26 protein-coding genes are annotated in these 24,990 nt (G+C 75.8%); 15 read left to right on the top strand and 11 right to left on the bottom strand.

The window, feature by feature from the left end:
* The first annotated feature begins 230 nt into the window (after positions 1–230).
* From MF672_RS17865 to MF672_RS17830, 8 genes are all read left to right on the top strand, one after another.
* A complete protein-coding gene (locus MF672_RS17865) occupies positions 231–1,049 on the top strand; it encodes an endonuclease/exonuclease/phosphatase family protein (protein ID WP_242382427.1) in 819 nt (272 codons plus the stop codon).
* A gap of 79 nt (positions 1,050–1,128) precedes the next feature.
* Entirely contained in the window at positions 1,129–1,989 is an 861-nt protein-coding gene (locus MF672_RS17860; protein ID WP_242382426.1) for a TIGR03620 family F420-dependent LLM class oxidoreductase, read from the top strand.
* A gap of 159 nt (positions 1,990–2,148) precedes the next feature.
* Positions 2,149–2,811, top strand: coding sequence for an acetylxylan esterase (locus MF672_RS17855; protein ID WP_302893297.1), 663 nt, complete (start codon positions 2,149–2,151; stop codon positions 2,809–2,811).
* A 48-nt stretch (positions 2,812–2,859) separates the two neighbouring features.
* On the top strand, positions 2,860–3,579 hold the full coding sequence (locus tag MF672_RS17850) for a GntR family transcriptional regulator (protein ID WP_242382424.1): 720 nt from the start codon (positions 2,860–2,862) through the stop codon (positions 3,577–3,579).
* On the top strand, positions 3,576–4,574 hold the full coding sequence (locus tag MF672_RS17845; protein ID WP_242382423.1) for a hydroxyacid dehydrogenase: 999 nt from the start codon (positions 3,576–3,578) through the stop codon (positions 4,572–4,574). The genes MF672_RS17850 and MF672_RS17845 overlap by 4 nt, the downstream gene beginning before the upstream one ends.
* Before the next feature lie 6 nt (positions 4,575–4,580).
* Positions 4,581–5,555 carry a winged helix-turn-helix domain-containing protein gene (locus MF672_RS17840; protein ID WP_242382422.1) on the top strand — a complete coding sequence of 325 codons (975 nt, stop codon included), beginning with the start codon at positions 4,581–4,583 and terminating at the stop codon, positions 5,553–5,555.
* Between the two features lie 132 nt (positions 5,556–5,687).
* Positions 5,688–6,953 (top strand): MFS transporter, encoded by a 1,266-nt coding sequence (locus tag MF672_RS17835; RefSeq protein WP_247815283.1) that lies wholly within the window; start codon positions 5,688–5,690, stop codon positions 6,951–6,953.
* A gap of 55 nt (positions 6,954–7,008) precedes the next feature.
* On the top strand, positions 7,009–7,539 hold the full coding sequence (locus MF672_RS17830) for a dihydrofolate reductase family protein (RefSeq protein ID WP_242382625.1): 531 nt from the start codon (positions 7,009–7,011) through the stop codon (positions 7,537–7,539).
* Positions 7,540–7,608: 69 nt separating this feature from the next.
* Here MF672_RS17830 and MF672_RS17825 read toward each other — a convergent pair whose 3' ends face one another.
* From MF672_RS17825 to MF672_RS17815, 3 genes are all read right to left on the bottom strand, one after another.
* Positions 7,609–8,016: a nuclear transport factor 2 family protein gene (locus MF672_RS17825; RefSeq protein ID WP_242382627.1), complete on the bottom strand. Its 408-nt coding sequence runs from the start codon at positions 8,014–8,016 to the stop codon at positions 7,609–7,611.
* A 171-nt stretch (positions 8,017–8,187) separates the two neighbouring features.
* Positions 8,188–8,748: a helix-turn-helix transcriptional regulator gene (locus MF672_RS17820; protein WP_247815282.1), complete on the bottom strand. Its 561-nt coding sequence runs from the start codon at positions 8,746–8,748 to the stop codon at positions 8,188–8,190.
* Between the two features lie 503 nt (positions 8,749–9,251).
* Positions 9,252–10,307: an ABC transporter permease gene (locus MF672_RS17815; RefSeq protein WP_242382623.1), complete on the bottom strand. Its 1,056-nt coding sequence runs from the start codon at positions 10,305–10,307 to the stop codon at positions 9,252–9,254.
* A gap of 216 nt (positions 10,308–10,523) precedes the next feature.
* On the opposite strand from MF672_RS17815, the gene MF672_RS17810 reads away from it, so the two are divergent.
* Positions 10,524–11,444 carry an aminoglycoside phosphotransferase/kinase family protein gene (locus tag MF672_RS17810; RefSeq protein ID WP_242382622.1) on the top strand — a complete coding sequence of 307 codons (921 nt, stop codon included), beginning with the start codon at positions 10,524–10,526 and terminating at the stop codon, positions 11,442–11,444.
* A gap of 56 nt (positions 11,445–11,500) precedes the next feature.
* Here MF672_RS17810 and MF672_RS17805 read toward each other — a convergent pair whose 3' ends face one another.
* Both MF672_RS17805 and MF672_RS17800 read right to left on the bottom strand, forming a co-directional pair.
* On the bottom strand, positions 11,501–12,055 hold the full coding sequence (locus tag MF672_RS17805; protein ID WP_242382621.1) for a TetR/AcrR family transcriptional regulator: 555 nt from the start codon (positions 12,053–12,055) through the stop codon (positions 11,501–11,503).
* Positions 12,048–12,887 carry an alpha/beta fold hydrolase gene (locus MF672_RS17800; protein WP_242382620.1) on the bottom strand — a complete coding sequence of 280 codons (840 nt, stop codon included), beginning with the start codon at positions 12,885–12,887 and terminating at the stop codon, positions 12,048–12,050. Before MF672_RS17800 ends, MF672_RS17805 begins: the two co-directional genes overlap by 8 nt.
* A 116-nt stretch (positions 12,888–13,003) precedes the next feature.
* Between MF672_RS17800 and MF672_RS17795 the strand changes: the two genes are divergently transcribed.
* Together MF672_RS17795 and MF672_RS17790 are read left to right on the top strand one after the other, a co-directional pair.
* Positions 13,004–13,459 (top strand): hypothetical protein, encoded by a 456-nt coding sequence (locus tag MF672_RS17795; protein ID WP_242382619.1) that lies wholly within the window; start codon positions 13,004–13,006, stop codon positions 13,457–13,459.
* Positions 13,456–14,289: a DUF7737 domain-containing protein gene (locus MF672_RS17790; RefSeq protein ID WP_242382618.1), complete on the top strand. Its 834-nt coding sequence runs from the start codon at positions 13,456–13,458 to the stop codon at positions 14,287–14,289. Before MF672_RS17795 ends, MF672_RS17790 begins: the two co-directional genes overlap by 4 nt.
* Here MF672_RS17790 and MF672_RS17785 read toward each other — a convergent pair.
* The gene (locus MF672_RS17785) at positions 14,279–14,899 is read right to left on the bottom strand and encodes a TetR/AcrR family transcriptional regulator (protein WP_242382617.1); all 621 of its coding nucleotides are present in this window, start codon (positions 14,897–14,899) and stop codon (positions 14,279–14,281) included. The two genes, MF672_RS17790 and MF672_RS17785, sit on opposite strands and share 11 nt — an antisense overlap.
* A gap of 91 nt (positions 14,900–14,990) precedes the next feature.
* Between MF672_RS17785 and MF672_RS17780 the strand changes: the two genes are divergently transcribed.
* Positions 14,991–15,731: an SDR family oxidoreductase gene (locus MF672_RS17780; protein WP_242382616.1), complete on the top strand. Its 741-nt coding sequence runs from the start codon at positions 14,991–14,993 to the stop codon at positions 15,729–15,731.
* A gap of 429 nt (positions 15,732–16,160) precedes the next feature.
* On the opposite strand, the gene MF672_RS17775 is transcribed toward MF672_RS17780, so the two are convergent.
* Positions 16,161–17,552, bottom strand: a complete 1,392-nt coding sequence (locus MF672_RS17775) for an alpha/beta hydrolase domain-containing protein (protein WP_242382615.1) — start codon at positions 17,550–17,552, stop codon at positions 16,161–16,163.
* A gap of 99 nt (positions 17,553–17,651) precedes the next feature.
* Between MF672_RS17775 and MF672_RS17770 the strand changes: the two genes are divergently transcribed.
* The gene (locus tag MF672_RS17770) at positions 17,652–18,098 is read left to right on the top strand and encodes a ClpX C4-type zinc finger protein (protein ID WP_242382614.1); all 447 of its coding nucleotides are present in this window, start codon (positions 17,652–17,654) and stop codon (positions 18,096–18,098) included.
* Between the two features lie 210 nt (positions 18,099–18,308).
* Here the strand turns inward: MF672_RS17770 and MF672_RS17765 are convergent, their stop codons facing one another.
* From MF672_RS17765 to MF672_RS17755, 3 genes are all read right to left on the bottom strand, one after another.
* Positions 18,309–18,878 carry a dihydrofolate reductase family protein gene (locus MF672_RS17765; protein WP_242382613.1) on the bottom strand — a complete coding sequence of 190 codons (570 nt, stop codon included), beginning with the start codon at positions 18,876–18,878 and terminating at the stop codon, positions 18,309–18,311.
* Between the two features lie 118 nt (positions 18,879–18,996).
* Positions 18,997–19,608, bottom strand: coding sequence for a VOC family protein (locus MF672_RS17760; protein ID WP_242382612.1), 612 nt, complete (start codon positions 19,606–19,608; stop codon positions 18,997–18,999).
* A gap of 29 nt (positions 19,609–19,637) precedes the next feature.
* A complete protein-coding gene (locus MF672_RS17755) occupies positions 19,638–19,994 on the bottom strand; it encodes a VOC family protein (RefSeq protein ID WP_242382611.1) in 357 nt (118 codons plus the stop codon).
* A 158-nt stretch (positions 19,995–20,152) separates the two neighbouring features.
* Here MF672_RS17755 and MF672_RS17750 point away from each other — a divergent pair, with 158 nt between their 5' ends.
* Complete coding sequence (locus tag MF672_RS17750) at positions 20,153–23,113, top strand: ATP-binding protein (protein WP_247815281.1); 2,961 nt, start codon at positions 20,153–20,155, stop codon at positions 23,111–23,113.
* Positions 23,114–23,254: 141 nt separating this feature from the next.
* Here the strand turns inward: MF672_RS17750 and MF672_RS17745 are convergent, their stop codons facing one another.
* Positions 23,255–24,070, bottom strand: a complete 816-nt coding sequence (locus tag MF672_RS17745) for an SDR family NAD(P)-dependent oxidoreductase (protein ID WP_242383325.1) — start codon at positions 24,068–24,070, stop codon at positions 23,255–23,257.
* A gap of 54 nt (positions 24,071–24,124) precedes the next feature.
* Here MF672_RS17745 and MF672_RS17740 point away from each other — a divergent pair, with 54 nt between their 5' ends.
* Complete coding sequence (locus MF672_RS17740) at positions 24,125–24,979, top strand: helix-turn-helix transcriptional regulator (RefSeq protein ID WP_242383324.1); 855 nt, start codon at positions 24,125–24,127, stop codon at positions 24,977–24,979.
* Positions 24,980–24,990: the final 11 nt, after the last annotated feature.

Below are 24,990 nucleotides of genomic sequence, written 5' to 3'. Positions count from 1 at the left end.
GACTCCAGGTGTGAGCCCCACCGGGCGCCGATCGGCTCAGGTCGGCGGCGGGCGCCCGGCGGGAAGGTATGAGGACGCGGAGAACGGCACGCGAACAGTCGTCGTCACGGTCCCACCTCCCTTCGGCGCGGCGATCAACCCGCCCGAGTATGCCGGGCTCCGTCCGGCGGCGGCAACCGATTTACGGGCCGGTCGCCGGGCGCGCGGCGGGCTGCCCTACCTTGGTCGTCGTGCGGATCACCTCACTGAACGCGTGGGGCGGCGCGATGTTCGACGACCTCGCCCCCTGGCTCGACAGCTGCGACGCCGACGTCCTGTGCCTGCAGGAGGTCACCCACACCCCGACGGCGCACGGCTGGACGCGCTTCGACGACGCCGATCGCTCGCTGCCGCAGCGGGCGGACCTGCTCGGCGACGTCCGCGCCCGCCTGCCGCGTCACCACGCCGTTTTCACCGCCTGCGACTCCGGGCCGGTCCACGACCGCGAGGGCCGCGCCCATCGGCAGGACTTCGGGCTCGCCACCTTCGCCGCCGGGACGTTCCCGCTCGCCGGCCTGCGCTCGGGGTTCGTGCACGGCGAGTACGCCGAGCACGGCGACCGGTGGCCGAGCGGCGGCCGGCCCCGCGCCGCGCTGGCCGTGCGCGTCCTCGACCGGCGGTCCGGGCGGTTCGTCACGGTGGTGAACGTGCACGGCCTGCGGGACGCGCGCGGCAAGGCCGACACCCCTGAGCGCCGCGCGCAGGCCGAACGCCTGGCCGAGTTGGTCGCGGGCGCGCGCGAGAAGGGCGACCTGACCGTCGTGTGCGGCGACTTCAACGTGCTGCCCGGCAGCGAGACGTTCGGCGTCCTCGCCGGGCTGGACCTGGTCGACCTGGTGCGGGAGGCCGACACCCGGACCTCCCGCTACCCCAGGCCGGTCCGGCACGCGAGCTACCTGCTGGTGTCCGAGCCCGCGGCCGTCGCCCGCTTCGAGATCGCCGCCGCGCCCGAGGTGTCCGACCATCGCGCGCTGGTCCTCGACCTGTGGGAGGTCAAGGGCACGGGGTGAGCGCCGGACGGGCGCCGGCCGCCATGGGTGATCGGCGCCCGACGGGGCACGAGACACCCGGACGAAGGGAGAGGGTGTCATGGATCTTTCCGGTGTGGGCGTGTGGAGCCACCACCTGCGCTACGGCGACCCGGGCGCGGCCGCGGAGGCGGCCGCCGAGCTGGAGGAGCTGGGCTACAGCGCCCTGTGGATCCCGGACACCGGGGGGCCGGTCTTCGACTCCGTCCGCAACCTGCTGACCGCCACCCGCCGCGCCGTCGTGGCGACCGGGATCCTCAACCTCTGGATGCACGACGCCGCCGACGTCGCCGCCGCCTTCGCCGAGCTGTCGGCGGCCCACGGGCACCGCTTCCTCATGGGCATCGGCGTCAGCCACGCGGTGGCGGTGGACCGGCAGGAGCCGGGCCGCTACCGCAGGCCGCTCGCGGCGATGACGGCCTTCCTGGACGAGCTCGACAAGGCCGACCCGCCCGTGCCGGCCGGCGGCCGGGTGCTGGCCGCGCTCGGCCCGAAGATGCTGGAGGTCGCCGCGCGGCGGGCCCGCGGCGCGCACCCGTACCTCGTCACCCCTGGCCACACCCGGCGGGCGCGGGAGGCGCTGGGGGAGGGGCCGCTGCTGCTGCCCGAGCAGACGGTGATCCTGTGCGCGGGCAAGGACGAGGCGCGCGCGATCGGCGAGGGCTGGCTGCGGCGCTACCTGGCGCTGCCGAACTACGCCAACAACCTGCTGCGCCTCGGCTACTCCCGCGAGGACCTGGAGTCGGTGAGCGACCGGCTGTTCGACGACGTGATCGCCTGGGGCGACGAGGCGGCGGTCCTGCGCCGCCTCGGGGAGCACCTCGCGGCCGGCGCGGACCACGTCTGCGTGCAGGTGCTCACCGCCGACCCGGACGCCCTGCCGCGCCAGGAGTGGCGCGCCCTCGCCGCCGCGCTCCGCTGACCGAGGAGGAGCTCCTGAAGCTTCCCGGCGAGCAGCGGCGCGGCGTGCCGGCGACGCTCCCGCCGCCGTTGGGCGGGAGGCGCCGGCGACCCGGGCCGGTCGGGAGTCAGCGGCCAGGCAACGCGGTCAGGAGGTGGGCGGCAGCGAGAAGGCACCACCATCCGCACCTCGTGCACGGCGCCGGGCCGGCGCCTCTGGGCGTGCGCCGGCTACGCGCACCTCGTCATGGACACCCGCGGCCAGGGCGCCGATACGGCCGACCCCGAGCGCTACTACTACCGCCGCCTCTACACCGACGCGGTCCGCGCGGTGTCGGCGGTGCGCTCGCTCCCCGAGGTGGACCCGTCCCAGGTCGCGGTGACCGGCACCAGCCAGGGCGGCGGCATCGCCCTGGCGGTCGCCGGGCTCGCGCCCGGCCTGTCCGCCGTGCTGCCCGACGTGCCGTTCCTGTGCCACTTCCCGCGCGCCGCCACCCTCACCGACCAGCCGCCCTACTCCGAGATCACCAGGTACGTGAAGCTGCACCGCGAGCACGCCGCCACGGTGATGCGCACGTTGTCCTACTTCGACGCCGCCACCCTCGCCCGGCGGGCCACCGCCCCCGCCCTGTTCTCGGTCGGCCTGATGGACCGCATCTGCCCGCCGTCCACCGTGTACGCCGCCTTCAACCACTACGGCGCCCGCCGCACGCCGCCGGACAAGCGGATCAGCGTCTACCCGTTCAACGACCACGAGGGCGGCGGCCCCGACCACGAGGTGGTCAAGCTCGCCTGGCTGGCCGCCCGGCTGCGGACGCCGTCATCGATTCCCGCTCAGCGATGATCATTTATGATGACCAGGGGGACGCGAACAGCGCATGATGGGGAACACATGGCATCGGCACCGCAAGTGAGCGGCTTCGCCTCCAGGCTGGCCACCAGCAAGGACTCGGTCCGCCCCACTCTGATCTCCGATCGGGTGTACGAACTGCTCCGCCAGGCCATCGTCGAGGGCGACCTCGCGCCGAACGACCGCGTCGTCGAGTCGGAGATCGCGCGCCGCCTCGGGGTGAGTCAAGCGCCGGTCCGCGAGGCCGTCAAGCAGCTCGCCCGCGAGGGCCTGCTCGTGCACGTGCCGCGCCGGGGCAACTTCGTCGTGGAGATCTCCAGCGAGGACGCCGAGCACGCCCGGCAGGTGCGCGAGCCGCTCGAACGGCTGGCCGCCTCGATGGCCGCCGCCCGGCTCACCGACGAGCACCTGCGCGAGCTGGACGAACTGGTCGCCCGGATGCGCGAGGCGGTCGAGGTCAACGACGTCGGCCGCTTCCGCGACGTCGACATCGCCTTCCACACGCTGGTCGTGCAGATCGCCGGCAACCCGTTCCTGACCCGCATGTGGGAGGTGCTCGAACCGAACCTGCGGGCCCTGCGCGCCATCGCCGACCCGCTGTTCGAGGGCGACTGGCGGGCCATGGCCGACGAGCACGGGCGCCTGGTCTCGCTGCTGCGCGCCGGCGACCCCGGCCCGGCCGCCGACGCGTTCGCCGACCACGCGGCCGGCCGCTCGCCCGTGCCCGACCGCCGCGCCGGCAAGAAGCCCGCGTCCCGATGACGCCGCGGCCGAAGACCCTGCTGGCCATGGCGCCGCACGTGGCCGGGCGGCTGATCACCGCCGAGGTCCGCGAGCGGCTGGTCGCCCTGGCCGACGTGGACCCCGCCCTGGTGGCCGGCGACTTCGCCGACCCGCGCGTGGCGGCGGCGCTGGCCGAGGCGGAGGTGCTCTACACCGGCTGGCACTGCCCGCCGATCACCGCCGAGGTGCTGGCCGCCGCGCCCCGGCTGCGGGCGATCGTGCACGCGGCCGGCTCGGTCAAGCACCACGTCACCGACGCCTGCTGGCGGCGGGGGCTGCTGGTGTCGTCGGCCGCGGCGGCCAACGCCGAGCCGGTCGCCGAGTACACGCTGGCCGCGATCCTGTTCGCCGGCAAGCGGGTGCCCGACATCGCCCGGCTCTACCGCGAGCGGCGCGGGCCGCTCGACTGGCAGGCGCGCTTCCCCGCCATGGGCAACTACCGGCGCACGGTGGGCGTGGTCGGGGCGTCCAGGATCGGGCGGCGGGTGATCGAGCTGCTGCGCCCGTTCGCGCTGCGGGTGCTGGTCACCGACCCCTACCTGCGCGACGACCTGGGCGTGCCGCGGGTCGGCCTGGAGGAGCTGCTGGCCGGCAGCGACATCGTCACCCTGCACGCCCCCGAGCTGCCGGAGACCCGCCACCTCCTCGACGCCGGCCGGCTGGCGCTGATGCGCGACGGCGCCACGCTGATCAACACCGCCCGCGGCTCGCTCGTCGACCACGACGCGCTGACCGCCGAGCTGACCAGCGGCCGCCTGCACGCCGTGCTCGACCACACCGACCCCGAGTTCCTGCCGCCCGGCTCGCCCCTGTACGACCTGCCCAACGTGCTGCTGACCCCGCACATCGCGGGCTCGCTCGGCGGCGAGCTGGCCCGCCTGGCCGACCTCGCGCTCGACGAGCTGTCCCGCTACGCCCGGGGGCTGCCGTTCGCGCACGGCGTGTCGGCCGAGTCGTTGCCGCACATCGCCTGAGCCGGCATGCTCACGCTGACGTTCACCGCCTACGACCTGACCTCGATCCGGTTCGCCTTCTCCCCGCTGCGGGAGGTCGCCGCCAGCGTCCACGCGCTGCGCACCCCCGCCGGCCGCGCCCTGCACCTGCCGTGGATGAAGCACGTGCGGCCGAAGCTCACCGCCGACCTGGCGCCCCTGCTCGACCTCGTGCCCGGCGGCGCGTACATCCCCGACTTCCTGTGCCCGATCCCCGCCAGCCCCGCCCCCGACCTGGCCGCCGAGCTGGCCGCCCTGCGCGCCCTGCCCGACGAGGTGATCCGCGGCGACCTCGACCGCATGACGAGCTGGCCCACCTGCGGCCCCCTGGAGGGCGCCGCCGCCGACCTGTACGACGACCCGCCCGCCGGCCTGCCCCGGCTGGCCGAGGCCGTCGAGGCGTACTGGCGGCTGGCCATCGCGCCGCACTGGCCCCGCATGCGCAGCCTGCTGGAGGGCGACCTCCTCTACCGCGCCCGCCAGCTCGCCGAGCACGGCCCGGCCGGGGTGTTCGCCGACATGCACCCGGAGATCCGCTGGGAGGACCGCCGCCTGTGCCTGGAGCAGCGGCCCGAGGAGCTGTCGCGCGCGCTGACCGGCGAGGGGCTGCTGCTGATCGCCTCCGTCTTCGTCTGGCCCAGCCTGTTCCACCGCACCGACTCGCCCGGCCAGGCGATCATCACCTATCCGGTGCGCGCCATCGCCACCCTGTGGGAACGCGGCACCGCCCCCGCCCCCGGCGCGCTGGCCGCCGTCATCGGCCGCTCCCGCGCGCTGCTGCTCGGCGAGCTGGACACCCCCGCCTCCACCACCGAGCTGTCCCGCCGTACCGGACTGGCGCCCGGCAGCGTCTCCGAACAGCTGACCCTCCTGCTGGCGGCCGGCCTGGTCACCAAGCACCGCGTCGGCCGCGTCATGCTCTACGTGCGCACCCCCCGCGCCCAAGCCCTGCTGGGCGACTGACGCGGCTCCCGCCGATTCGGCGGGAGCCGAATGTGTCGCCGCGTGCCGTCCGCCGGCCGCACCATACAGGCACGACGATCACCGCCTGCCCGCGGCGTCGCGACACCCCCCGGCAAGCGTAGGGACACCGCCATGACCGCTCCCGCCCCCGCCCGCCCGTCCGCCCGGCCCCCCGCCCGTCCCCCTGCCCGTCCGTCCGCCCGGCCGCCGATCGTGACCGGCCCGTTCGTGCTGCGGCTGTTCACCGTCGTCGGCTCGTCGATCGGGTTCTTCCTGCCGTTCGCCGTCGTCCCCGAGTACGTGGAGCGGTCGGCGGGCGCCGCCGTCGCCGGCGCGGCGAACGCGGCCCTGCTGGTCACCACCGTGGCCGTCGAGCTGGCCGCCCCCGCCCTGGTCGCCAGGTTCGGCTACCGGTGGGCGCTCGGCCTCGGCCTGCTCGCCCTGGGCGGGCCCGCTCTGGTGCTGCTGGCCACGTCCGGGGCCTGGGCCGTCCTCGCGGTCAGCGTCGTGCGCGGCGCCGGGTTCGCCGTCACCGTCGTGGCGGGCGGCGCGCTCACCGCCGAGCTCGTGCCGGCCGCCCGCCGCGGCGAGGGGCTGGCGCTGGCGGGCCTGGTGAGCGGCGGGTGCGCGCTGCTGGCGCTGCCCGCGGGCAGCTGGCTGGCCGGGACCGCCGGGTACGGGGCCGTCTTCGCCGCCACCGCCGTCCTGTCCGTCCTGCCCGTGCTCACCGTGCCGTTCCTGCCCGGACGCCCGCCCGCCGCCCCGCGGGGCGCTGGGGTGCTGGCCGGGCTGCGCGCACCGCGCCTGACCCGGCCCGCCATGATCTTCGCCGCCTCGGCCGCGGGGACCGGCGTGCTGTGCACGTTCGTGCCGCTGGCCGTGCGCGGCGGGCCGGCCTGGCTGGCGCCCGCCGCGCTGCTGGCCCAGTCGGCCGCCGCGACCCTCGCCAAGTGGGCGGCGGGCCGCTCCGGCGACCGGCGCGGGCACGAGCGGCTGCTGCTGCCCGGCGTGGTCCTGTCCGCGGTGGGCCTCGCCGCCGTGTCGCTGACCGGGTGGAGCGCGTGCGTCCTGGCCGGTGCCGCCGTCTTCGGCGCCGGGTTCGGCATCCTGCAGAACGCCACCTTGACCCTCATGTACGACCGCGCCCGGCCGGAGATGTTCAGCACCGTCAGCGCCCTGTGGAACGCCGCCTACGACGGCGGCATGGCGGCGGGCGCGTTCGCGGTGGGCCTGCTGGCGCCGCTGACCGGCTATCCGGTGGCCCTGCTGGTCACCGCGGGCCTGATGGCGACGGCCGCCCTCCTCGCCCCCCCGGACGGCCGCGCGACCGCGGCGCGATTCATCGCCCTGGTTGTGACATCTGCATCTGTCCGCAGGCGCGCCCGTACGACAGGGTGAGGATCCCTCGTGGGCGCGCCGCCCATCCACGCCATCGACCGGCAGGAGAAACCGCATGCGCAAGGTCGTGCTCTACCACCTGATGTCGCTCGACGGCATCGCCTACGAGGACGGCGACTGGCTGGCCGACGACGGCCCGCAACTGGTCGCCTACCTCAGCCGGGTCATCGCCACCCAGGACGACGTCCTGCTGGGCCGCGGCACCTACGACTACTGGGCCGGGCACTGGCCGAAGTCGGACTTCCAGCCCTTCGCCGGCTTCATCAACGGCACCCGCAAGCACGTCGTCACCTCCACCCCGCTCACCCCCGAATGGGCCGGCTCGACGCCGGTCACCATCCCGGTACGCGACCACGTCACCGCCCTGAAACAGCGGCCGGGCGGCGACATCGGCGTCCACGGCAGCATCGAGCTGGCCCGCTCCCTGCTCCACGCCGGCCTCCTCGACGAGCTGCGGCTGGTCGTCGCGCCGGCGGTGGTCGGGCACGGCAGGCGGGTGTTCGAGGGCGGCGACGTCCGCCTGTGGAAACTCACCGACCTCGAGAAAGGCAAGAACGGCACACTGTTCCTGAGCTACAGCCGCTGACTCGCGCATCGACCGCCCCGGGATCGGCCAGGTCGGCAAGTCCGGGCAGGGGCGTCACTCGGGTCGGTGTCACGCGGGTCGGCAGGCGGCGGCGATGGCCTGGGGGTCCCAGTAGAAGGGGCGGCATTCGAGCATGCGGCCGTTCCTGACGGTGATCAGTTGCACGATCAACGTGTCGACTTCCTCACCGGTGGCGCGGGCCCGGAAGCGCACCCGGTTCTTCACGACCACGGTGTCCTCATCGCCCCAATGCTCCTGCTCCAGGAACTCCATCGACTCCCAGACCTCGCTGAAGCGGGCCAGGAACCGCTCCATGCCGTCGTGTCCGCGCCACGTCCCGGAGCCGGTGAAAGGCAGCCCGGGGGCTTGGTGCAGGACCACCTCCGGATCCAGGTGCTCGGCGACCTGTTCGTAGCTCGCCTTGCCGGGTCCGCCTGCGGCCACGTACGCGGCCTCGGCCTCGTAGATCTGTCGCATCACCGTCCAGGCGTCAGCCGGCGCCTGCTCAGCTGCTCCATGTCCGACGGCTTGGTTCCTTGCTGTGCTCACGACGCCAGCATCGCCGACGGGGCGAGGTCTCCGCTCGCGGCGATCGGACGCCCAATTGGCCCGTGCCGTCCACCGGCTCCGGGCATGGGGCGCGGGCCGTCACGTGTTGACGGCGGCGATCAGCTCGTCGCGGCCGCTCGCGCCGGTCTTGCGGAAGATCGCCTTGAGGTGGTCGCCGACGGTGTGGAGGGACAGGCCGAGCGCCCGGGCGATCTGCTTGGGCGCGTCACCGCTGTACAGGTGGGCCATGATCTGGCGTTCGCGGGCGGTGAGGCCGTACCAGTCGCAGAACGCCGGCAGCAACGCCGAGCCGGTCGCGCGCTGGATCAGGACGGCGACGTCGCCACCGCCGCCGCCACCGCCGCCGCCACCGCCGCCGCCACCGCCGCCACTGCCGCCGCCGTCGCCGAGCGGCTGCGCCTCGATCGCCGTCCACCAGCCGCAGCTCACGGCCGGCACGCACAACCGCACGGACCGCGGCTCCTGCCGCGCCGCCGCCGCCAGGCTCGCGAACGAGCACGCCGTCAGCCACTCCGGCACGGCCAGCCGCGCCGTCATCGCCTCCAGCCACGGCCGCGCCTGCGGCGTCATCGTACGGATCCGGCCGTCGGCCCCGACCACCAGCATGCCGGGCGGCGGCGCGTGCCCGGCGGACGCCACCGCCGGGCTCGTCACGTACGCGCGCAGCGCGGCGGCCAGCGCCGGGCCGACCCCCGCCAGGCGCCGCGTCCGCCTCGCCGAACGGGCGCCCGCCCGCCGCCCGCATCAGGTAGAGCACCCCCCACACGCCGCGCGCGTCGCGCAGCGCCAGGCACAGCTCCTCGCCGGCGCCGCGCCGTCGCTCGTCCGCGTCCCGGTGGGGCCGTCCCGTCACGGTGACGGGGACCTGCTGCCGCGACAGCGCGGCCAGCTCCTGCGCGGCCGCCGTGCCGTCCGGCGTGAGCAGCTCGCGGGCCAGGCCGGGCGGGTAGCCGTGCCAGAAACCCAGCGTGGTGATGCCCGTGCCCGCCGACGGGTTGCCCGCCCCGCAGCGCAGCGCGTCGTGCGGCACCAGCCGCGCGATCACCCGGGACAGCTCCGCCGCCACCGCCTCCAGCGCGGCGCCGGGGGCCAGCGCCGCACACAGCTCCCGGCACAGCCGGCTACCGTCCGTCACCACCGTCTCAGTGTGGGGCCGCGGGGGCCGGGCGTGCCAGCCCTTTTCCCGCCCCCACCCGGCCGCGACGCCGGGCGGCGACGTCGAGGGCGTGCACGGCGGCGATGCCGGCGACCGCCCACACGACCAGCAGCACGAGGCCGCGCGCGTACCCGTCCCCGCCGAAGTAGGACACGCCCTGCAGGGCCCGCACCCCCAGCCCCACCGGCAGCACGTCCGACAGGGGACGCAGCCAGCCCGGCAGGTACGCGGGCGGCAGGATGCCGCCGCTGGTGGCGTTGCCGAGGATGAGCAGGACCAGCGAGGACAGCAGGGTCCCGGCCGGGCCGCCGACGCGCATGAGCAGCAACGTGGCCGAGCCGACCGCCATCGCCAGCAGGATCGTCACCGCCATGACGGCGGCGAGGTCGCCGGGCAGCGCGCCGAAGCCGGTGCGGCCGGCGATGAGCGCGGCCGTCGCGCCCCCGAGGACGGAGAACGCGGCCAGGCTCAGCAGGCGGGCACGCAGGTGCAGCCGGGGCGCCATCTGGAAGGAGATCAGGCCGAACAGGTAGCCCGCGAGGACGAGGCCGAACCCGGCGTAGAAGACCGACAGGCCGCGGGTGTCGCCGCTGGAGGTGGGGACGACGTCCTGGGTCCGCAGCGCGGCCGGGCCGGTGACGGCGCCGAAGACGCCTTCGAGGGTGCTCGTGACGGCGGGGCCGTTCGCGCCCGCGTACAGCAGCCGGGCGTCCGTGCCCTGGCCGGGCAGGACGTAGGCGCCGTACACGCGGCGGTGCTCGACGGCGTCCCGGGCGGCGGCGGCCGAGGCGTAGCCGGTGAACGCGATCGTGCCCGGCGCGGTCGCGGCGAGCGCCCGCTCGACGCCCTCGACCTGCCCGGCCGGGCCGACGATGCCGACCGGCAGGTCGTGCGGCTCGGGCGTGTGGAAGGCGGCCAGGAAGATCGTCACGAACAACGTCCCGATCACGAGCCCGACCAGGGTGGGGACGAGGATCACCGGAGGGACGCCGGCGCGGCCGTGGTGCGCGGCCGGCGCGGGCGGCGGGCTGGGGACGGTCAAGGCGTTCGCTCCTGTCCTGCACGGGTGTCCGCCGCGGCGGCGGCCGGGGAGGCGGCGGGGAGGCGGCGGGGAGGCGGGCCCGGCAAGCTCGATGATGGGGCCGACGCCGCCGGTGACGCAGGCGATCCGCTGACCGATCCCGGACAGTTTCCTCGGCCCGCCTATCGGCTGCTCGGCCGGGTACAGAACGCAGGCGCACCTGGCAGAGTTCATCCCGTGGCAGTGAACGAACTGCCGGACTGGCTGGCGGCCTGGTGCCGCGAACGGCTGGGCGGCGAGCCCGCCGGCGTCCTGTTCCGGCTGGATCAGATCTCGACGGTGTTCGGGCTGCGGCTGGCCGGCGGCACGGACGTGGTGGTCAAGACCCGCCCGGACGACGGCAGGGCGGCCTCGTGCGTCGCGGCGCAGGCCCGCCTGGCCGAGCAGGGGTTCCCGTGCGCCCGGCCGCTCACGCCCGCGACCGCGGTCGGCGCGCTGGCCGTGCACGCCGAGGAGTTCCGGCCCGGCGGCGACGTGCTGCCCGGCGACTCGCCGGACGTGGCGGCGCGGTACGCGGAGGTGTTCGCCCGGCTCATGGACGGCCTGGCCGGCGTGCGGGTCGCGCCGCCGCTGCCGAACCCGCGCTGGGCGCGCTGGGACCACGCCGGCCCCGGGCTGTGGCCGGCGATCGCGTTCCTGGACGAGCGGGATCAGCGCGCGGTGCCCGCCCACGTCGTGGACACGGCCGCGCGCGCCCGCGCCCGGCTGCTGGCCGCCGGGCTGCCGTGCGTGCTCGGCCACGCCGACTTCGAGGCGCAGAACCTGCGGTGGCACGGCCGGCAGGTGTGGACGGTCCACGACTGGGACAGCCTGGCCTGGCAGCCGGAGGCGGCGCTGGCCGGGGCGGCGAGCGGGGCGTTCGCCAGCTCAGGGCAGCCCACGCTGGCCCCGATCGAGAGCAGCGAGGCGTTCCTGACGGCCTACCAGGAGGGCAGGGGGCGGGCGTTCACGGCCGCCGAGCTGCGGGTCGCGTGGGCGGCGAGTCTGTGGACGGCGGCGCACAACGCCCGCTACGAGGCGCCGCACGGTGACCGGCCGGTCTCGGGCGCGGCGCTGCGGGAACAGGCCGCCGAACGCCTCCGCCGCGCGGACGCCTGACCGCGCGGGCGCGCCGTCCGGACGTTCGTGGGCGGGGTGTCGTCACCGGGGCGTCGTCACCGGGGCGCGTTCAGGCCCGCGGTCACCATGCCGATCAGCAGGGCGTAGCTGTCGTCCAGCTTCTCCGGCAGCCCGAACGCGCCGCCGGCCTCCAGCACCGAGAACCCGTGCATGGCCGCCCGCAGGCACCGCGCCGCGTGGATCGCCGCCGGGTCCGCCAGCCCGTACGCCCGCAGCGCGGCCAGCATGATCCCGACCAGCCGCGCCCCCGCCGTCGCGAGCCCCGGGTCCGGGGTCTGCAGCATGGCCGAGTAGCGGCGCGGGTGCCGCAGAACGTACGAGCGCCAGCCCTCCATCAGCGCCCGGACCGCCTCGTCGCCGGACCGGCCGAGCACCGCCGCGCCCACCTCGTCGGCGATCTCGTTCATGATCCGGGCGGAGAGCAGCTCGCGCAGCTCGGCGAGGTTGCGGACGTGCTTGTAGAGGGACGGGGTGGCCACGCCCGCGCGCCCGGCCACCGCCGAGAGCGTCAGCCCGGCCTCGCCCTCCTCGTCGACGAGCCCGAGGGCGAGGTCCACCACCGCGTCGCGGGACAGCGCCGCCCTACCCATTGACGGCCTGCTCGCCCAGGAAGGCGAGGACGACCCTGGCGACCTCGGCCGGGTACTGCGCGTGGGGGTAGTGGCCGGCGCCCTCGATCATGGCGACGCCGCCCACGCCGGGCGCCATGGCCGCGACGATGCCGTTCGCCTCGGTCTCGGGGTCGGCCCAGTCGGGGTCGTGCGTGCCCATCACGATCAGGGTGGGACGCCGGACGCCGGCCAGGTGCTCGCCGGCGTCGGCCGGCGCCGACTGGCCCATCTTGCCGACCACGTCCATCCGGCCCGGCCGGCGCAGCTCGGCCTCCAGCGCGGCGAGGTGCTCGGCGTGGTCGGCGGGCCGGACGCCCGGGTAGGCCACGTCCAGGTAGCTCATCCACATGCCGATGCTCTTGAACATCGCGGCGCCCATGAGCCGGATGATGCCCCTGCGGTGCCGGGCGTTGCGCAGCAGCCCGCCCACGTCGATCTTCTGCACCCGGGTGAACGGGGCCACTTCGACGACGGCGCTGACCAGCTCGGGGTGCCGGGCCGCCACGATGGTCGCGGACCCGCCGGCGAACGAGTGGCCCACGACGACCGCCGGCCCGCCCAGGTGCCGGATCAGCGCGGCGAGGTCGGTGGCCACGCCGGTGCGGGTGTAGGAGGGCCAGCCGAGGCTCGACTCGCCGTGTCCGCGCATGTCCAGGGCGGCCACCCGGTAGCCGGCCTCGACCAGCGACGGCGTCAGGTGCCGGAACGCGCTGCGGCCGTTGCCGATGCCGTGGGCCAGCACGATCAGCGGCCCTTCCCCGGCCACGTCGTACGCGAGCTGCCCGTCGTCCACCTTCAGAAACTCGGTCATGTCCCTGCCTCCAAGCTCATGTCTATAGCCAGAAAGCTAATGCCATTAGCCTGGCGTGTCAACCTCCGCAGCGGAGCCGTCCCGGGACTGTCGGTGCGGCCTGCCATGCTTCCGCCATGCGTCGGCAACTGGCGGACACCGAGGTCACGGCGGCGATCGAGGCCGCGCTCGCCACAGCGGCGTGGGTCCCGCGCGCGCTGAAGGACGGTCACCACCTGACGGACCGCCTGCCGGGGGAGCGGGGCCACGCCCGGCGGGCCGCCGCGGTGTGCCTGGCCCGGCCCGGGTTCGAGGAGCACACGGAGGAGCTGCGCCTCGCGCTGTCCGGCGCGGGCGGGTGGCCGGCGGTCGAGCTCGCCGCGCTGTTCACCGTCCTCGCCGAGCGGGGCTTCGCCTACGGCGACGAGGACTGGCTGGCGCTCGCGCTGAAGCCGGCCGCGGCCCTCGGCGACGAGGGGCGGATGATGCTCTGGGAGCCCCTGAGACCGCTCATCGAGGCGTTGGCCGGCAGCGGCTGTGGCATCCTGCGCGGGCCGGGCTGGCGGAGGTCGTCGCGTGGCGGCGGACGGTGACCGAGCGGCGGTTGCGGCAGCCGTTCAAGCAGGCCTTCCGCGAGGTCTACCTGATCACGCCCGCCGAGGCGGCGGCCCGCGTCCGGTCCAGCCGTTTCGCCGGCCACATCGTCGCGCACGCCCGCCTGTTCGCGCTGCTCAAGGAGCGCGCGTGGCAGACGACGTGGCTCGGCGGCTTCGACGGCGGCCACGCCGCCGAGGCGCGCAAGGAGCTGGCCGAGGGCGCCTGGCGGGTCCGGTTCCGTTACGACAACGCCACACCCGGAGGCCGCGAGGCGACGCTGGCCGCCACCGGGCAGGTCCGCTTCGACCGGCGGCAGGGCCGCCGCTTCGCGCAGGCGGACCTGGCCGAGGTGCCGCCGCTGGTGTTCGGCGAGGCGATGCGGGACGTCGACCTGTTCGTGGCCGTCGCCTCGATCGCGGCCGATCCCGGCTGGCAGGACCGCGTCGAGGACGACGATCTCGCCTACTGGACGCAGGCATCCTCCGGCCCGCTGCCGCCCTCGGCCGAGGTGCGCCGCGACGCTCTGGCGCGGCTCATCCCGCGCACCGCGGTCGCCGACCGGCTCACCCTCACCGACCGGTTCCTGGTGGTGCGCGGCGACCTGCGCACGTACAAGATCCACCTGGGCAGCGCGAACGTGCTGATGGAGCCGGGCGACGTCCACCTCTGCGTCGTCCAGGCTCCCAGGCGCGGCTCCCGGCTGTTCCTGCCGTTCGAGGAGGACGGCCGGCTGGCGCTGATCCTCAGCAAGGCGCTCCTGCTGGCCCGCGACAGCGAGATCACCGACGAGAGCGTCCTCCGCCAGATCGGGCGCGTCAGTCCGTAGGGGCCGACGGCTCGTCGCGGTGCGGGCCGTCCGGGGTGATCCCGCGGAGGAGGTTGTCCAGCAGCCGGTCGGTGAAGGCGGTGCTCAGCGGCTCGGCCGGCATCAGCAGCCGGTGGTAGCAGGCTCCCCAGAGCTGGTCGACGATCGTCTCCAGGTCGACGTCCGGGCGGATCTGGCCGGCGCGCCTGGCGGCCGCCAGCCGGTCCACGGCGAGGTCGCGGCGCGGCCTGACGTACTGCGCCGACAGGGCGGCAGCCAGCTCGGGGTCGCTCTGCGCGGCCCCGATGATCTCGGCGACCACGCCGCCCCGCCGCTGCAGCAGGGCCACGAAGGCGTGGAGCTGCGTGGTGAGGTCGGCCCGCAGGTCGCCGGTGTCGGGGAAGGAGAGGACGTCCTCCAGCGCGCCGAAGTAGCCCTCGAAGGCGAGGCTGCCGGGGGAGGGCCACCACTTGTAGAGGGTGACCTTGCTGACCCCGGCGCGGGCCGCGACCTTCTCGAACGTCACGTTCCTGATGCCCTCCTCGAACAGCAGCTCGGTGGCCGCGGCGACGGCCGCCCGCCGCACGTCCTCGGCCCGCCGGCGGCCGCGCCCCGGCTTCAGCGGCGACACGCTCCGCTCCATCAGCACCCCACTTATATGTACGATTCGTACACTTCATGATAATGTACGACTTGTTCACATCATAGGGAAGGATGTCATCATGGAGCAGACCACGCAGCGGGTGGCCGTCGTGACCGGCGGATCGGGCGGCATCGGCGGCGCCGTGGCCCGCCGCCTGGCCGCCGACGGCATGGCCGTCGTCGTGCACTACGCGGGCAGCGCCGGCCGCGCCGAGGAGGTCGTCGCCTCGATCACGCGGGCCGGCGGCACGGCCGTGGCCCTCCCTGGCGACGTCGCCGACGAGGCCCCGATGACGGCGCTGTTCGACGAGACGGAGCGGCGTTTCGGCGGGATCGACGTGGTCGTGAACACCGCCGGGATCATGTTGCTCGCCCCGGTCGCCGAGATGGACCTCGACGCCTTCGACCGCATGCACCGGGTCAACGTCCGCGGCGCCTTCGTCGTCGCGCAGCTCGCCGCCCGGCGGCTGCGGGCCGGCGGCGCGCTGGTCAACTTCTCCACCTCGGTCATCCGGCTCCAGCAGCCGACCTACGCGGCGTACGCGGCCACCAAGGGCGCCGTCGAGGCCATGACGCTGATCCTCGCCCGCGAGCTGCGGGGCCGCGACATCACCGTGAACGCCGTCGCCCCCGGCCCGACCGCCACCCCGCTCTTCCTCGACGGCAAGAGCGAGGAGCTGATCGGCCACATCGCCGCCGCCGCGCCGCTGGAGCGGCTCGGCACGCCCGAGGACATCGCCGAGAGCGTGGCGTTCCTGGCCGGGCCCGGCGGGCGCTGGATCAACGGCCAGGTCCTGTACGCCAACGGCGGCATCGCCTGAGCACGCCTGGTGCGGGGGCCGCCACCCGGTCCGTGCTGCGGGCCACGCCCTCGCCGGGCCGCCCGTGTGATCGTTGCGGGCGTCGCCGAGCGCGAGCGGAGGCCCGCCGCCCCTGCGGGGTGCGGCAGGGGGTGGGCAAGGCGGCTCGTGGGATGCGGGGAGCCCGGCGGCCCGCCGGCCCGGCCGAGGTCGCAGGCGCGGTCGCGAGCGGCCCTCGCCCGCTCATCGAGAAGGTGGCCGTGTGCGAGCGGCCCTCGCCCGCCCATTGGGAAGGCGGCCAGGCACGGGCGGCCCTCGCCCGCCTATCGAGAAGGCGGCCAGACGCGGGCGGCCCTCGCCCGCCCCTCGATAAAGCGCCATGTGCGAGCGGCCCTCGCCGCTTATCGAGAGAAAAGCGCGGAGCTGCGCGGCTGAAGGTGGGTGGCGCTCTTACGGTGTGGTGCCGGAGGCCGCCGCTGGGATCTCGGCGGGCGGGTACGCGGCCGCCGCGAGAGCCTTGATCTCGGCGCTGTCGGCCGCCAGCAGGAAGCCCTCGGCGACCGCGGCGTCGGTGGCCGCGCCGAAGGCCGCCAGGTAGTCGGCCGCGCCGCCCGGGTGGAGCCGGGCCAGGGTGGCGGCGTCGAAGGGGACGGTCTCGCCGAACAACCGCTCGATCAGCCCGTCGTCGGGGCTGATCCCGGTCAGCACCGCGGTGGGCACGTCCATCCAGGGCGTGCGGACGCCGCCGAGCGCGTTGCCGAGCTCGTCGCGGCGCAGCGCGGGCGGCGGCCCGGGGAGGACGTCCAGGCGCGGCGCGTGCGGCGGGGGCGTGCCGTCGCGCACCCAGCGGGCGAGCCGGTGGACGGCGGCGTTGGCGACGTAGTGGTGCTGCGGCGCGGCGTTCACGGTGTGGCCGAGCTCGGCGCCGGCGGCGCGCCTGCGGGGGGCGAGCGCGGTGGCCAGGCGGGCGGGCTCGACGCGGCTCATGTCGTGGCCGGCGGCGACGTCGACGTAGGTGTCGACGTGCGCCGCCCCCGCGACCTCCCATACGCGCAGGCGTGGCCCGTCCGGCTGCCGGGCGGCCAGGTAGTCCAGCGTGACGACGTCGGTCTCGGTGAGCAGCGCGAGGACGGGGACCCGCGGGTCGCCCCGGAACGGCATCGGCCGCGGGTCCATCACGGGCGGGTCGGGCAGGACGAGCAGCGAGGCGGCGCCGATCCGGCTGTGCGTCAGGAAGCCGTCGTAGACCTGGGCGAGCGGGTCGACGTGGTTGATGTACGTGGTGAGCCGGTAGGCGGACAGCGACACGCCGGCCGCGAGGAGGCGCGCCCCCGGGAACAGCTCGGCGGCGGCCCGCCCGGCCTGGGAGAAGATGTCGTAGGAGTAGTCGTCGCCGGGGTGGCGCAAAGTGCCGTACCGGGCGGGGTCGGCGGCCTTGAGCCCGCCCGGGGCCGGTCCGTCGGGCGGCAGCGCGCTGCCGGTGACGCCGGCGCACTGCGCGGAGACGCCGACCCAGGCGTACCCGCCGCGCACCAGCTCGCTGTGGGTGTAGAGCCATTCCACGCCCGCGTCGATGAAGCCGGAGACGTTGAACCACTCCACCACGACGGTCCCGTTGAACCGTTCGGGCTGCTCGGGCGTGCGGACGAGGATGCGGGTGACGTACGGGGCGCGGGCGCGCACGCCGATGCCGCCCGGCTCGGCCGGGTCCTCGTGGTAGGCGGCGGCGGTGCCGGTGAGCAGGCACTCCCGTTCGGCGTAGCCGTGCGGGACGTCGCCGGCGCGCCCGGCGTCGAAGGGCCGGCCGTCGCCGTCCTCGCAGGGTCGCAGGTCGGGGCTCATGGACCTGTCCTCTCGTCGGGGATCATCGGCTGTCAGCCTGTCCTTGACACGTCGGTCTGTCAAGGTTCGGCTGACAAAAGGCGATGGGATGATCGGCGGGTGACGCGAAGCAGACGTACGCGCCCCGTGGGCTCCCCCGACGGGCTGCTGACCCGTTGCTCCTTCTGCGGCAAGCCCCACGCCGAGGCCGGCCGGGTCGTCGCGGGCCCCGGCGTCTACATCTGCGAGGCCTGCGTGGAGCTCAGCCGGCAGATCCTCGACGCCACCCCGCCCCCGCCGGAGGGCGGCCCGGAACGCGCGCACCGCGGCCCCGACCCCCGCACCGACGCGTACCTGTCCGGCATGTCCGACGACGACATGCTGGCCATGCTGCCCCGCCAGGCCATGACGATGGAGCAGGCCGAGCGCGACCTGCGCGCGTGGGTGCGGCTGCTGCGGGAGCGCGGCGTCACCTGGGCCAGGATCGGCGACGCGCTGGGGGTCTCCCGCCAGGCCGCCTGGGACCGCTTCGCCGCCGACGTCGCCGACCGCGACGAGACCGGCTGACGACGGGGCCGGCCGACGACAGGGCCGGCTGACGACAGGACCGGCTGACGACAGGACTCGCTGACACGGGACCGGCTGACGACGGGGCCGGCCACGCCCCGGGCGGGGGACGGCACGACCGCGGCCCCGGAGGCCCCGGATCAGGGGCAGCACGACGGCGGCCCCGGGCGTCAGGCCCGGGGCCGCCGTGTGTCCTGCGGCAGGTCCGTCCTAGGCGGCGCGGGTGGCGGCCGGGGCGGGACGGTAGACCAGGTACAGGACGCCCGTGCTGAAGGTCTCGGAGCGGATCAGCTCCAGCGGCACGGGCGTGTCGCCCTCGTCGAACAGGCGCTCGCCCTTGCGGACCGCGATCGGGTGCACCAGCAGGTGCAGCTCGTCCAGCAGCCCCGCGGCGAGGAGCTGGCGGACCACCGAGACCGAGCCGCTGATCGCGATCTTGCCGCCTTCCTCGTTCTTCAGCGCGGTCACCGCCTCGGCCAGGTCGCCCCGCAGCAGCTCGGAGTTGCGCCAGGTGAACTCGAGAGGCTGACGGGAGACGACGATCTTGCGCGCGTCGCCGAGCGTCTTGGCGAAGCCGGCGTCCTCGTCGCCGGCCGCCTCCCGCTCCGGCCACGCCCCGGCGAAGCTGTCATAGGTCTTGCGGCCCAGCAGCAGGGTGTCGGCCATCTGCGCCGTCACGGCGGCGCCCATCTCGTCGTTGAAGTACGGGAAGTGCCACTCCGCGGGCTCCTCCACGACACCGTCGAGCGAGATGAACAGGCTGGCGGCAATGGTCCTCATGATGATCCTCCAGGGAGAGGGAAGCGGCCGGCCGGCCGTCCTTTGACGTGCTTGAAGTCTCGCGCGGGCCGCTTACGCAATCCTTAAGGTCCGCCTCTCCCCGAGCCGAAGGGCCGGGTCAGGCGGTCGCCGGCTCCCACACGAACCCGTCGGGGTCGGTGCACGGGCCGGCGTCGCCGCCGAGCACGAGCCGGTGCGAGCCGGACCCCTCCTGGGCCACGCCCGCGTCCTTGGCGAGGGCGCGGCGCGGGTAGAGGGCCAGCGTGACGGCCGACGACGGGGCGGCGAACTCGACGTACTTGCCGCCGAAGCTCTTGGCCACCGCGAGGCCGCGCTCGACGTAGAAGCGCTTGCTGGCCTTGACGTCCGCCACGCCCAGCAGGAGGGCGACCTGGTCGACGCGCCGGGCGGCGGGGGCGTCGTCCTTCTTCTTGGAGCTCGCGATCTTGCAGATCGTCCCGTCCGGGGCGCGGACGACGGCGCCGTAGCCCCAGAAGCTCTTCGTCGCGGGCTTCAGCGTCGTCGCGCCGGCGTCGAGGGCGGCGGTGACGAAGGCGTCGACGTTGCCCGGCTGGGCGACCACGAGCGACAGCGCGAACCCGCGGAAGCCGTCGCTCGGCGTGTCGGAGGCCCTGACCCGCAGGTACGGGCTCAGGCCGAAGGCCTCGTAGAAGGCGGCCGCGCCCGCGGCGTCGGCGGCTTCCAGGGTGACGGAGGCGAAGGAGGTCATGGCGGGTCCTTTCCGGGTGAGAGGGGGTTTCACTGGTCCTGGAGGAGGCCGAGGACGTTGCCGTCCGGGTCGGTCACGGTGGCCACCCGGCGTCCGCCGCCGACCTCGTGCGCGGCCTCCGACACGGTGGCCCCGGCCGCGGTCACCTCGGCGAGCTTCGCGTCGAGGTCCGCCACGTGCCAGTACGCCACCGGCGAGGTCATGCCCTGCGGCCCGCCGCCCGGCACCAGCCCGATGTGCTGGCCCTCGACGTCGAAGCCGACGTAGTAGGGCGAGTCGGCCTGCGGCGCGACGCCGAGCAGAGCCGCGTACACCGCCTTGGCCTTGCCCAGGTCGGACACGGGGTGCAGCACGGTCCTGACGCCCTGGATGGAAGAGTCCGTCATCGTCGCTCCTGAGGGGAAGGGGCCGGATGCCGGCCCGTCGTCTCGCGTGGTCACAGCTTCGCGCCCGGCCCGCCCCCGCCACATCCGTGGTGAGCACGGAACGCACCACGGAAAGCTCGTACGGACGCGACGCGGAGCACATGCGGCAGACTGGACCGGTGGTGACGGACACGGACATCTCGCCCCGCGAGGCCGAGGTGCTGGAACTGGTCGGGGCCCATCTCAGCAACGCCGAGATCGCGGCCCGCCTGGTCATCTCGGTGCGCACGGTGGAGAGCCACGTCTCCTCCCTGCTGCGCAAGCTGGAGGCGCCGGACCGGCGGGCGCTCGCCCGGGCGGCCGCCGTCCCAGCGGCGGCGGCGCCTGTGCCGCCGTCCGTGCCGCCGTCCGCGCTGCCGGCCCCGCTGACGTCGTTCGTCGGCCGGGCCCGCGAACGGGCTGAGCTGGCCGCGCTGCTCGCCGCGCACCGCCAGGTCACCGCGGTCGGCCCCGGCGGAGTGGGCAAGACCCGGCTCGCGCTGGCCGTGACCGCCGAGGCGGCGGCCCTGTTCCCCGACGGAGTGTGGTTCGTCGACCTGGTGCCGGTCACCGACCCCGGCCTGATCGCCACCGCCGTGGCCGGCGCGCTCGGCCTCGGTGAGCAGCCCGGCCGCGACCTCGCCGGGTCCGTGGCCGCCGCGCTGGCCGACCGTCACGCGCTGGTCGTCCTGGACAACTGCGAGCACGTGCTGGACGGGGTGGCGCTGTTCCTGGAGCGGCTGCTGGCGTCCTGCCCGCGGGTGACGGTGCTGGCGACCAGCCGGGCCCGGCTGATGGTGCCGTTCGAACGGGTCTACCCGGTGCCGCCGCTGTCGCTGGCCGCCGACGGCGACTCGGACGCGGTCGCGCTGTTCGTGGAACGGGCGGGAGCGGCCGGCCGGCCGCCGGACCCGGCGCTGCGCGGCCAGATCGCCGCGATCTGCGCCCGGCTGGACGGCATGGCGCTGGCGATCGAGCTGGCCGCCGCCCGCTGCCCCACGCTCGGGCTGGACGGCATCACCGCCGCCCTGTCCCACCCGCTGCGGATGCTCACCGGCGGGTCCCGCGCCGACGAGCGGCACCGCTCGGTGCGGGCGGCGCTCGACTGGAGCCACGCCCTGCTGGAGCCGGCCGACCGGGAGCTGCTGCGCCGGGTGTCGGTGTTCGCGGCGCCGTTCACCGCCGCCGCCGCGGCGGAGGTGACCGGGAGCGAGGAGTGGCTGGTCGCCGACGGGCTGGCCCGGCTCGCCGAGCAGAGCCTGCTGGTGGTGTCGGCGTCCCCGTCCGGCACGGAGTACCGGGCGCTGGAGACCATCCGCCAGTACGCCGCCGAGCGGCTCGCCGAGGCCGGCGAGGTGGACGAGGTCCGGGGCCGGCACCTGCGCTGGTGCCTGGAGCGGGCCGCCGGGCTGGCGGCCGACCGGCAGGACTGGCGGGCCCGGTTCGATCTCGTGGCCGACGACCTGCGGGCGGCGCTGACCTGGGCGGGCGGCCGGGCGGAGCGGCGCGCGGACGCGTACGAGCTGGCCCGGCACCTGGCCGAGCTGACCTTCACCCGCAACCTGACCGGGGAGTCCCAGCGGCGCTACGAGCAGGCGGCCGGGCTCGCCCCGGGCCCGGCCGCGAGCGCGGCGATGTTGCGGCAGGCGTCGGCCGTGGCCGGCTGCCGGAGCGCGGGCGACGACATGTACCGGCTGCGGCGCGCCGCCGCCGACGCCGCCCGCGCGGCCGGCGACCCGGCGGGGGCCGCCGCGGACCTGGCGAGCGCCGCCACCATGGCCTTCCGGTACTCGTCGACGTTCGTGCGGCTGCCCTCCCGCGAGGAGGCCGTCGCGCTGATCGACGAGGCACGCCGGCTCGCCGTCCCGGCCGCGCCTGGCGAGGAGGCGGGGGAGACGGCCGGCGGTGTCGGGACCGCGTCCGGCGAGGAGGCGGGGGAGACGGCCGGCGGTGTCGGGGCCGCGCCCGGAGAGGAGGCGGGGGAGACGGCCGGCGGTGTCGGGGCCGCGTCCGGCGGGGAGGCGGGGAAGCGGGGCGCGGCGGAGGCCGCGCTGGCGCTGGCCGAGGCCGCTGTGCTCGCCGACGCCTTCGGCGCCGTCCAGGGCCCGTCGGTCAACGAGGCGCCGGAGACGATCGCGCGCGCCGGCCGCGCGGTCGAGCTGGCCGCGATGACCGGCGACCCGCTCGCCGAGTCGGCCGCGCTCGACGCGCTGAGCTGTGCGCACCTGTGGGCGGGCGACACGTTCGCCACCGCCGCCATGGCCGATCGCCGGGTGCGGCTCCTGGCGTCCCTGCCGGTCTCGCCGACCGGCACCCACGAGCTGATCGACGCGCTCGGCATGGTCACCGAGGCCGGTCTCGGCGCGGGCGACGTGCCGGGCGCCCGCCGCTGGGCCCGGCGGCTGGCCGCGCACCCGTCGCTGGCGGAGGCCGGTCACCGCGCCCCGCTGCTGGTGGACGCGCTGGCGGGGCACGCCGGTGACGTGCTCGACGGCAGCGTCCGGCTGCTGGACGCCTGGCGGCGGGCGGGCAGCCCGGCCCGCGGCTACCTCGGGGCCGCGGCCGCCGCCGTCGCGATGATCCACGGGCTGCGCGCCGACCACGACGCCCGGCGCGCCTGGGAGGACGTCCTCGACCAGCTCGGCCCGTCGTCGGACCGCGCCCTCGGCTACGGCGCGGTCTTCGACGCGATCGTCCTGCTGCACCGCGGGCAGGCGGCGGAAGCGGTGGAGCGGACCGCTCCCGAGGCCGCCGAGGTGTGGAAGTGGATCACCTGGATCTGGCACCACTGGTACGTGGCGCTGCGCGCCGAGGCCGCCGTGCTGGCCGGCCACCCGGACGCCCGCGACCGCGTCGCCGCCGCCCGCGCCGCCGTGACCGGCAACCCGGTCGCCGACGCGCTGGTGCGGCGGGCCGGAGCCCTGCTGGACGGCGACAGGGAGGCGCTGCTGGCCACGGCGGAGGCGTTCGAGACCGCCGAGTGCCCGTACCAGGCGGCGCGCACGCTGCTGCTGGCCGGCGGCGAGGAGGCCGGGCGGGGCGCCGCCGCGCTGGCCGCCCTCGGCTTCGCCCCGATGGCTCCCGCTCCCGCCCCCGCGTGAACGCGCGCGCCTCCCGGATGCGGCATCGCAGCAGGCCGCAGCGGTGCCGGGGAGGACCCCAGGCTGAGAGCGGCGGTCCTCCCCGGTCGGCGTCGGCGCGGGTGCGAGACCGGGTGCTCGCCGCGGCGGCCGCGACAGGGGTCAGGCCGCCTGGAGGCCGCCGTCCACCGGCAGGACCGCGCCGGTCACGTACGAGGCGCGGTCGCTGAGCAGCCACGCGGCGGCCTCGGCGATCTCGCCCGGGCCGGCCGCGCGGCGCAGCGGGGCCCGCTCGGCGAGCCGGTCGACGATGCCGGGCGAGACCTCGTCCCAGGCCCGCACCATCGCGGTCATCGTCGTGCCCGGCGTGATCGCGTTGACCCGGATGCCCTCGGGCCCGTACGTCACCGCCGCCGACTCGGTGAGGCTGTTCAGCGCCCGCTTCATCGCGCCGTACGCGGGCAGCGCCGGATTGCCCCTGAGGCTGCCGACGGAGGAGGTGTTGACGATCGCGCCGGCGCCGGCGGTGGTCCGGAAGGCGGCGACCTCGGCGGCCATGGCGAGCCACTGGCCCCTGAAGTTCACGGCGTAGACGCGGTCGAGGTCCGCCTCGTCGGCCTGGTCCAGGGGGCCGGGCGGGACGGCGGTCGCGCCGTTGTTGAAGGCCACGTCGAGCCGGCCGTACAGCTCGACCGCGCGCCCGACGGCGGCCCGGACGCTCGCGCCGTCGGCCAGGTCGCACACGGTGTAGGCGGCGACGCCGCCGGCCGCCACGATCTCCTCGGTCACGGCCTTGAGCTGGTCCTCCGTACGGGCCGCGAGCAGCACCGTGGCGCCCTCCCTGGCGAACAGCCGCGCCGCGGCGGCGCCGATCCCGCGGCCCGCGCCGGTGACGAGGGCGACCTTGCCGGCCAGCAGGCCCTGAGCAGTGGTGGTGTTGTCCATGCCGTCGAGCCTCGCCCCGGGGCCGCGGCTCATCCAGGCACCGGCGGTACCTGGCTGGGCCCGGCCGTGCTGCCGCACACTGGGGGAGTGGATCGACGAGAGCTGGCCGGCTTCCTGCGCGGCAGACGCGAGCGCATCTCCCCGGCCGACGTGGGCCTGCCCGCCGGGCCGCGCCGCCGCACGCCGGGGCTGCGCCGCGAGGAGGTGGCGCAGCTCGCGTTCATCTCGGCCGAGTACTACACCCGGCTGGAGCAGGCCCGCGGCCCCCGCCCGTCGCGTGAGGTGCTGAGCGGCCTGGCCCGCGCGCTGCGCCTGTCGGACGCCGAGCGCGACCACCTCCACCACCTGGCCGGCGCCCCGCCCGGCCCGCCGCCCGGCCCGTCGCGCGAGGTGCGGCAGAGCATCCTCGACCTGCTGCGGCGGCTGCCGGACGCCGCCGCGATCGTGCTGTCGGCGACGTTCGAGGTGATCGCCTGGAACGACCTGGCCGCCGCGCTCCTGGAGGACTTCTCCGCCCTGTCCCGCGCCGAGCGCAACCTGGTGCGCCGCGCCTTCCTCGGCCCCCCGCAGGGAACGCGGGGGCCACGCCACGCCACCGCCGACCTGACGGCCTTCGCCCGCGCCGCCACCCGCGACCTGCGCGCCACAGCCGCCCGCTACCCCGGCGACCCCGAGGTGACCGCCCTGGTGCGCGACCTGCTGGCCGGCAGTGAGGAGTTCGCCCGGCTGTGGGCCGAGCACGACGTCCGCGCCGAGCTGACCCTGCGCAAGACCGTCGAGCACCCGATGGTGGGGCCGATCACCCTCAACTGCGACGTCCTCGACGTCGCCGACCGGGACCAGCGGGTGGTGATCTACACGGCCGAGCCGGGCTCCCCCGCGGACGAGGCGCTGAGGCTGCTGTCGGTGATCGGCACGCAGCGCATGGACGTCCCCGGCTGACCCGGCCCGCC

Origin of the sequence: Actinomadura luzonensis, from assembly GCF_022664455.2 — a bacterium.
In the GTDB taxonomy this organism is placed as follows: domain Bacteria; phylum Actinomycetota; class Actinomycetes; order Streptosporangiales; family Streptosporangiaceae; genus Nonomuraea; species Nonomuraea luzonensis.
The sequence above is the reverse complement of the archived record's forward strand: the minus strand, read 5'-3'. Positions and strand labels throughout refer to the sequence as shown.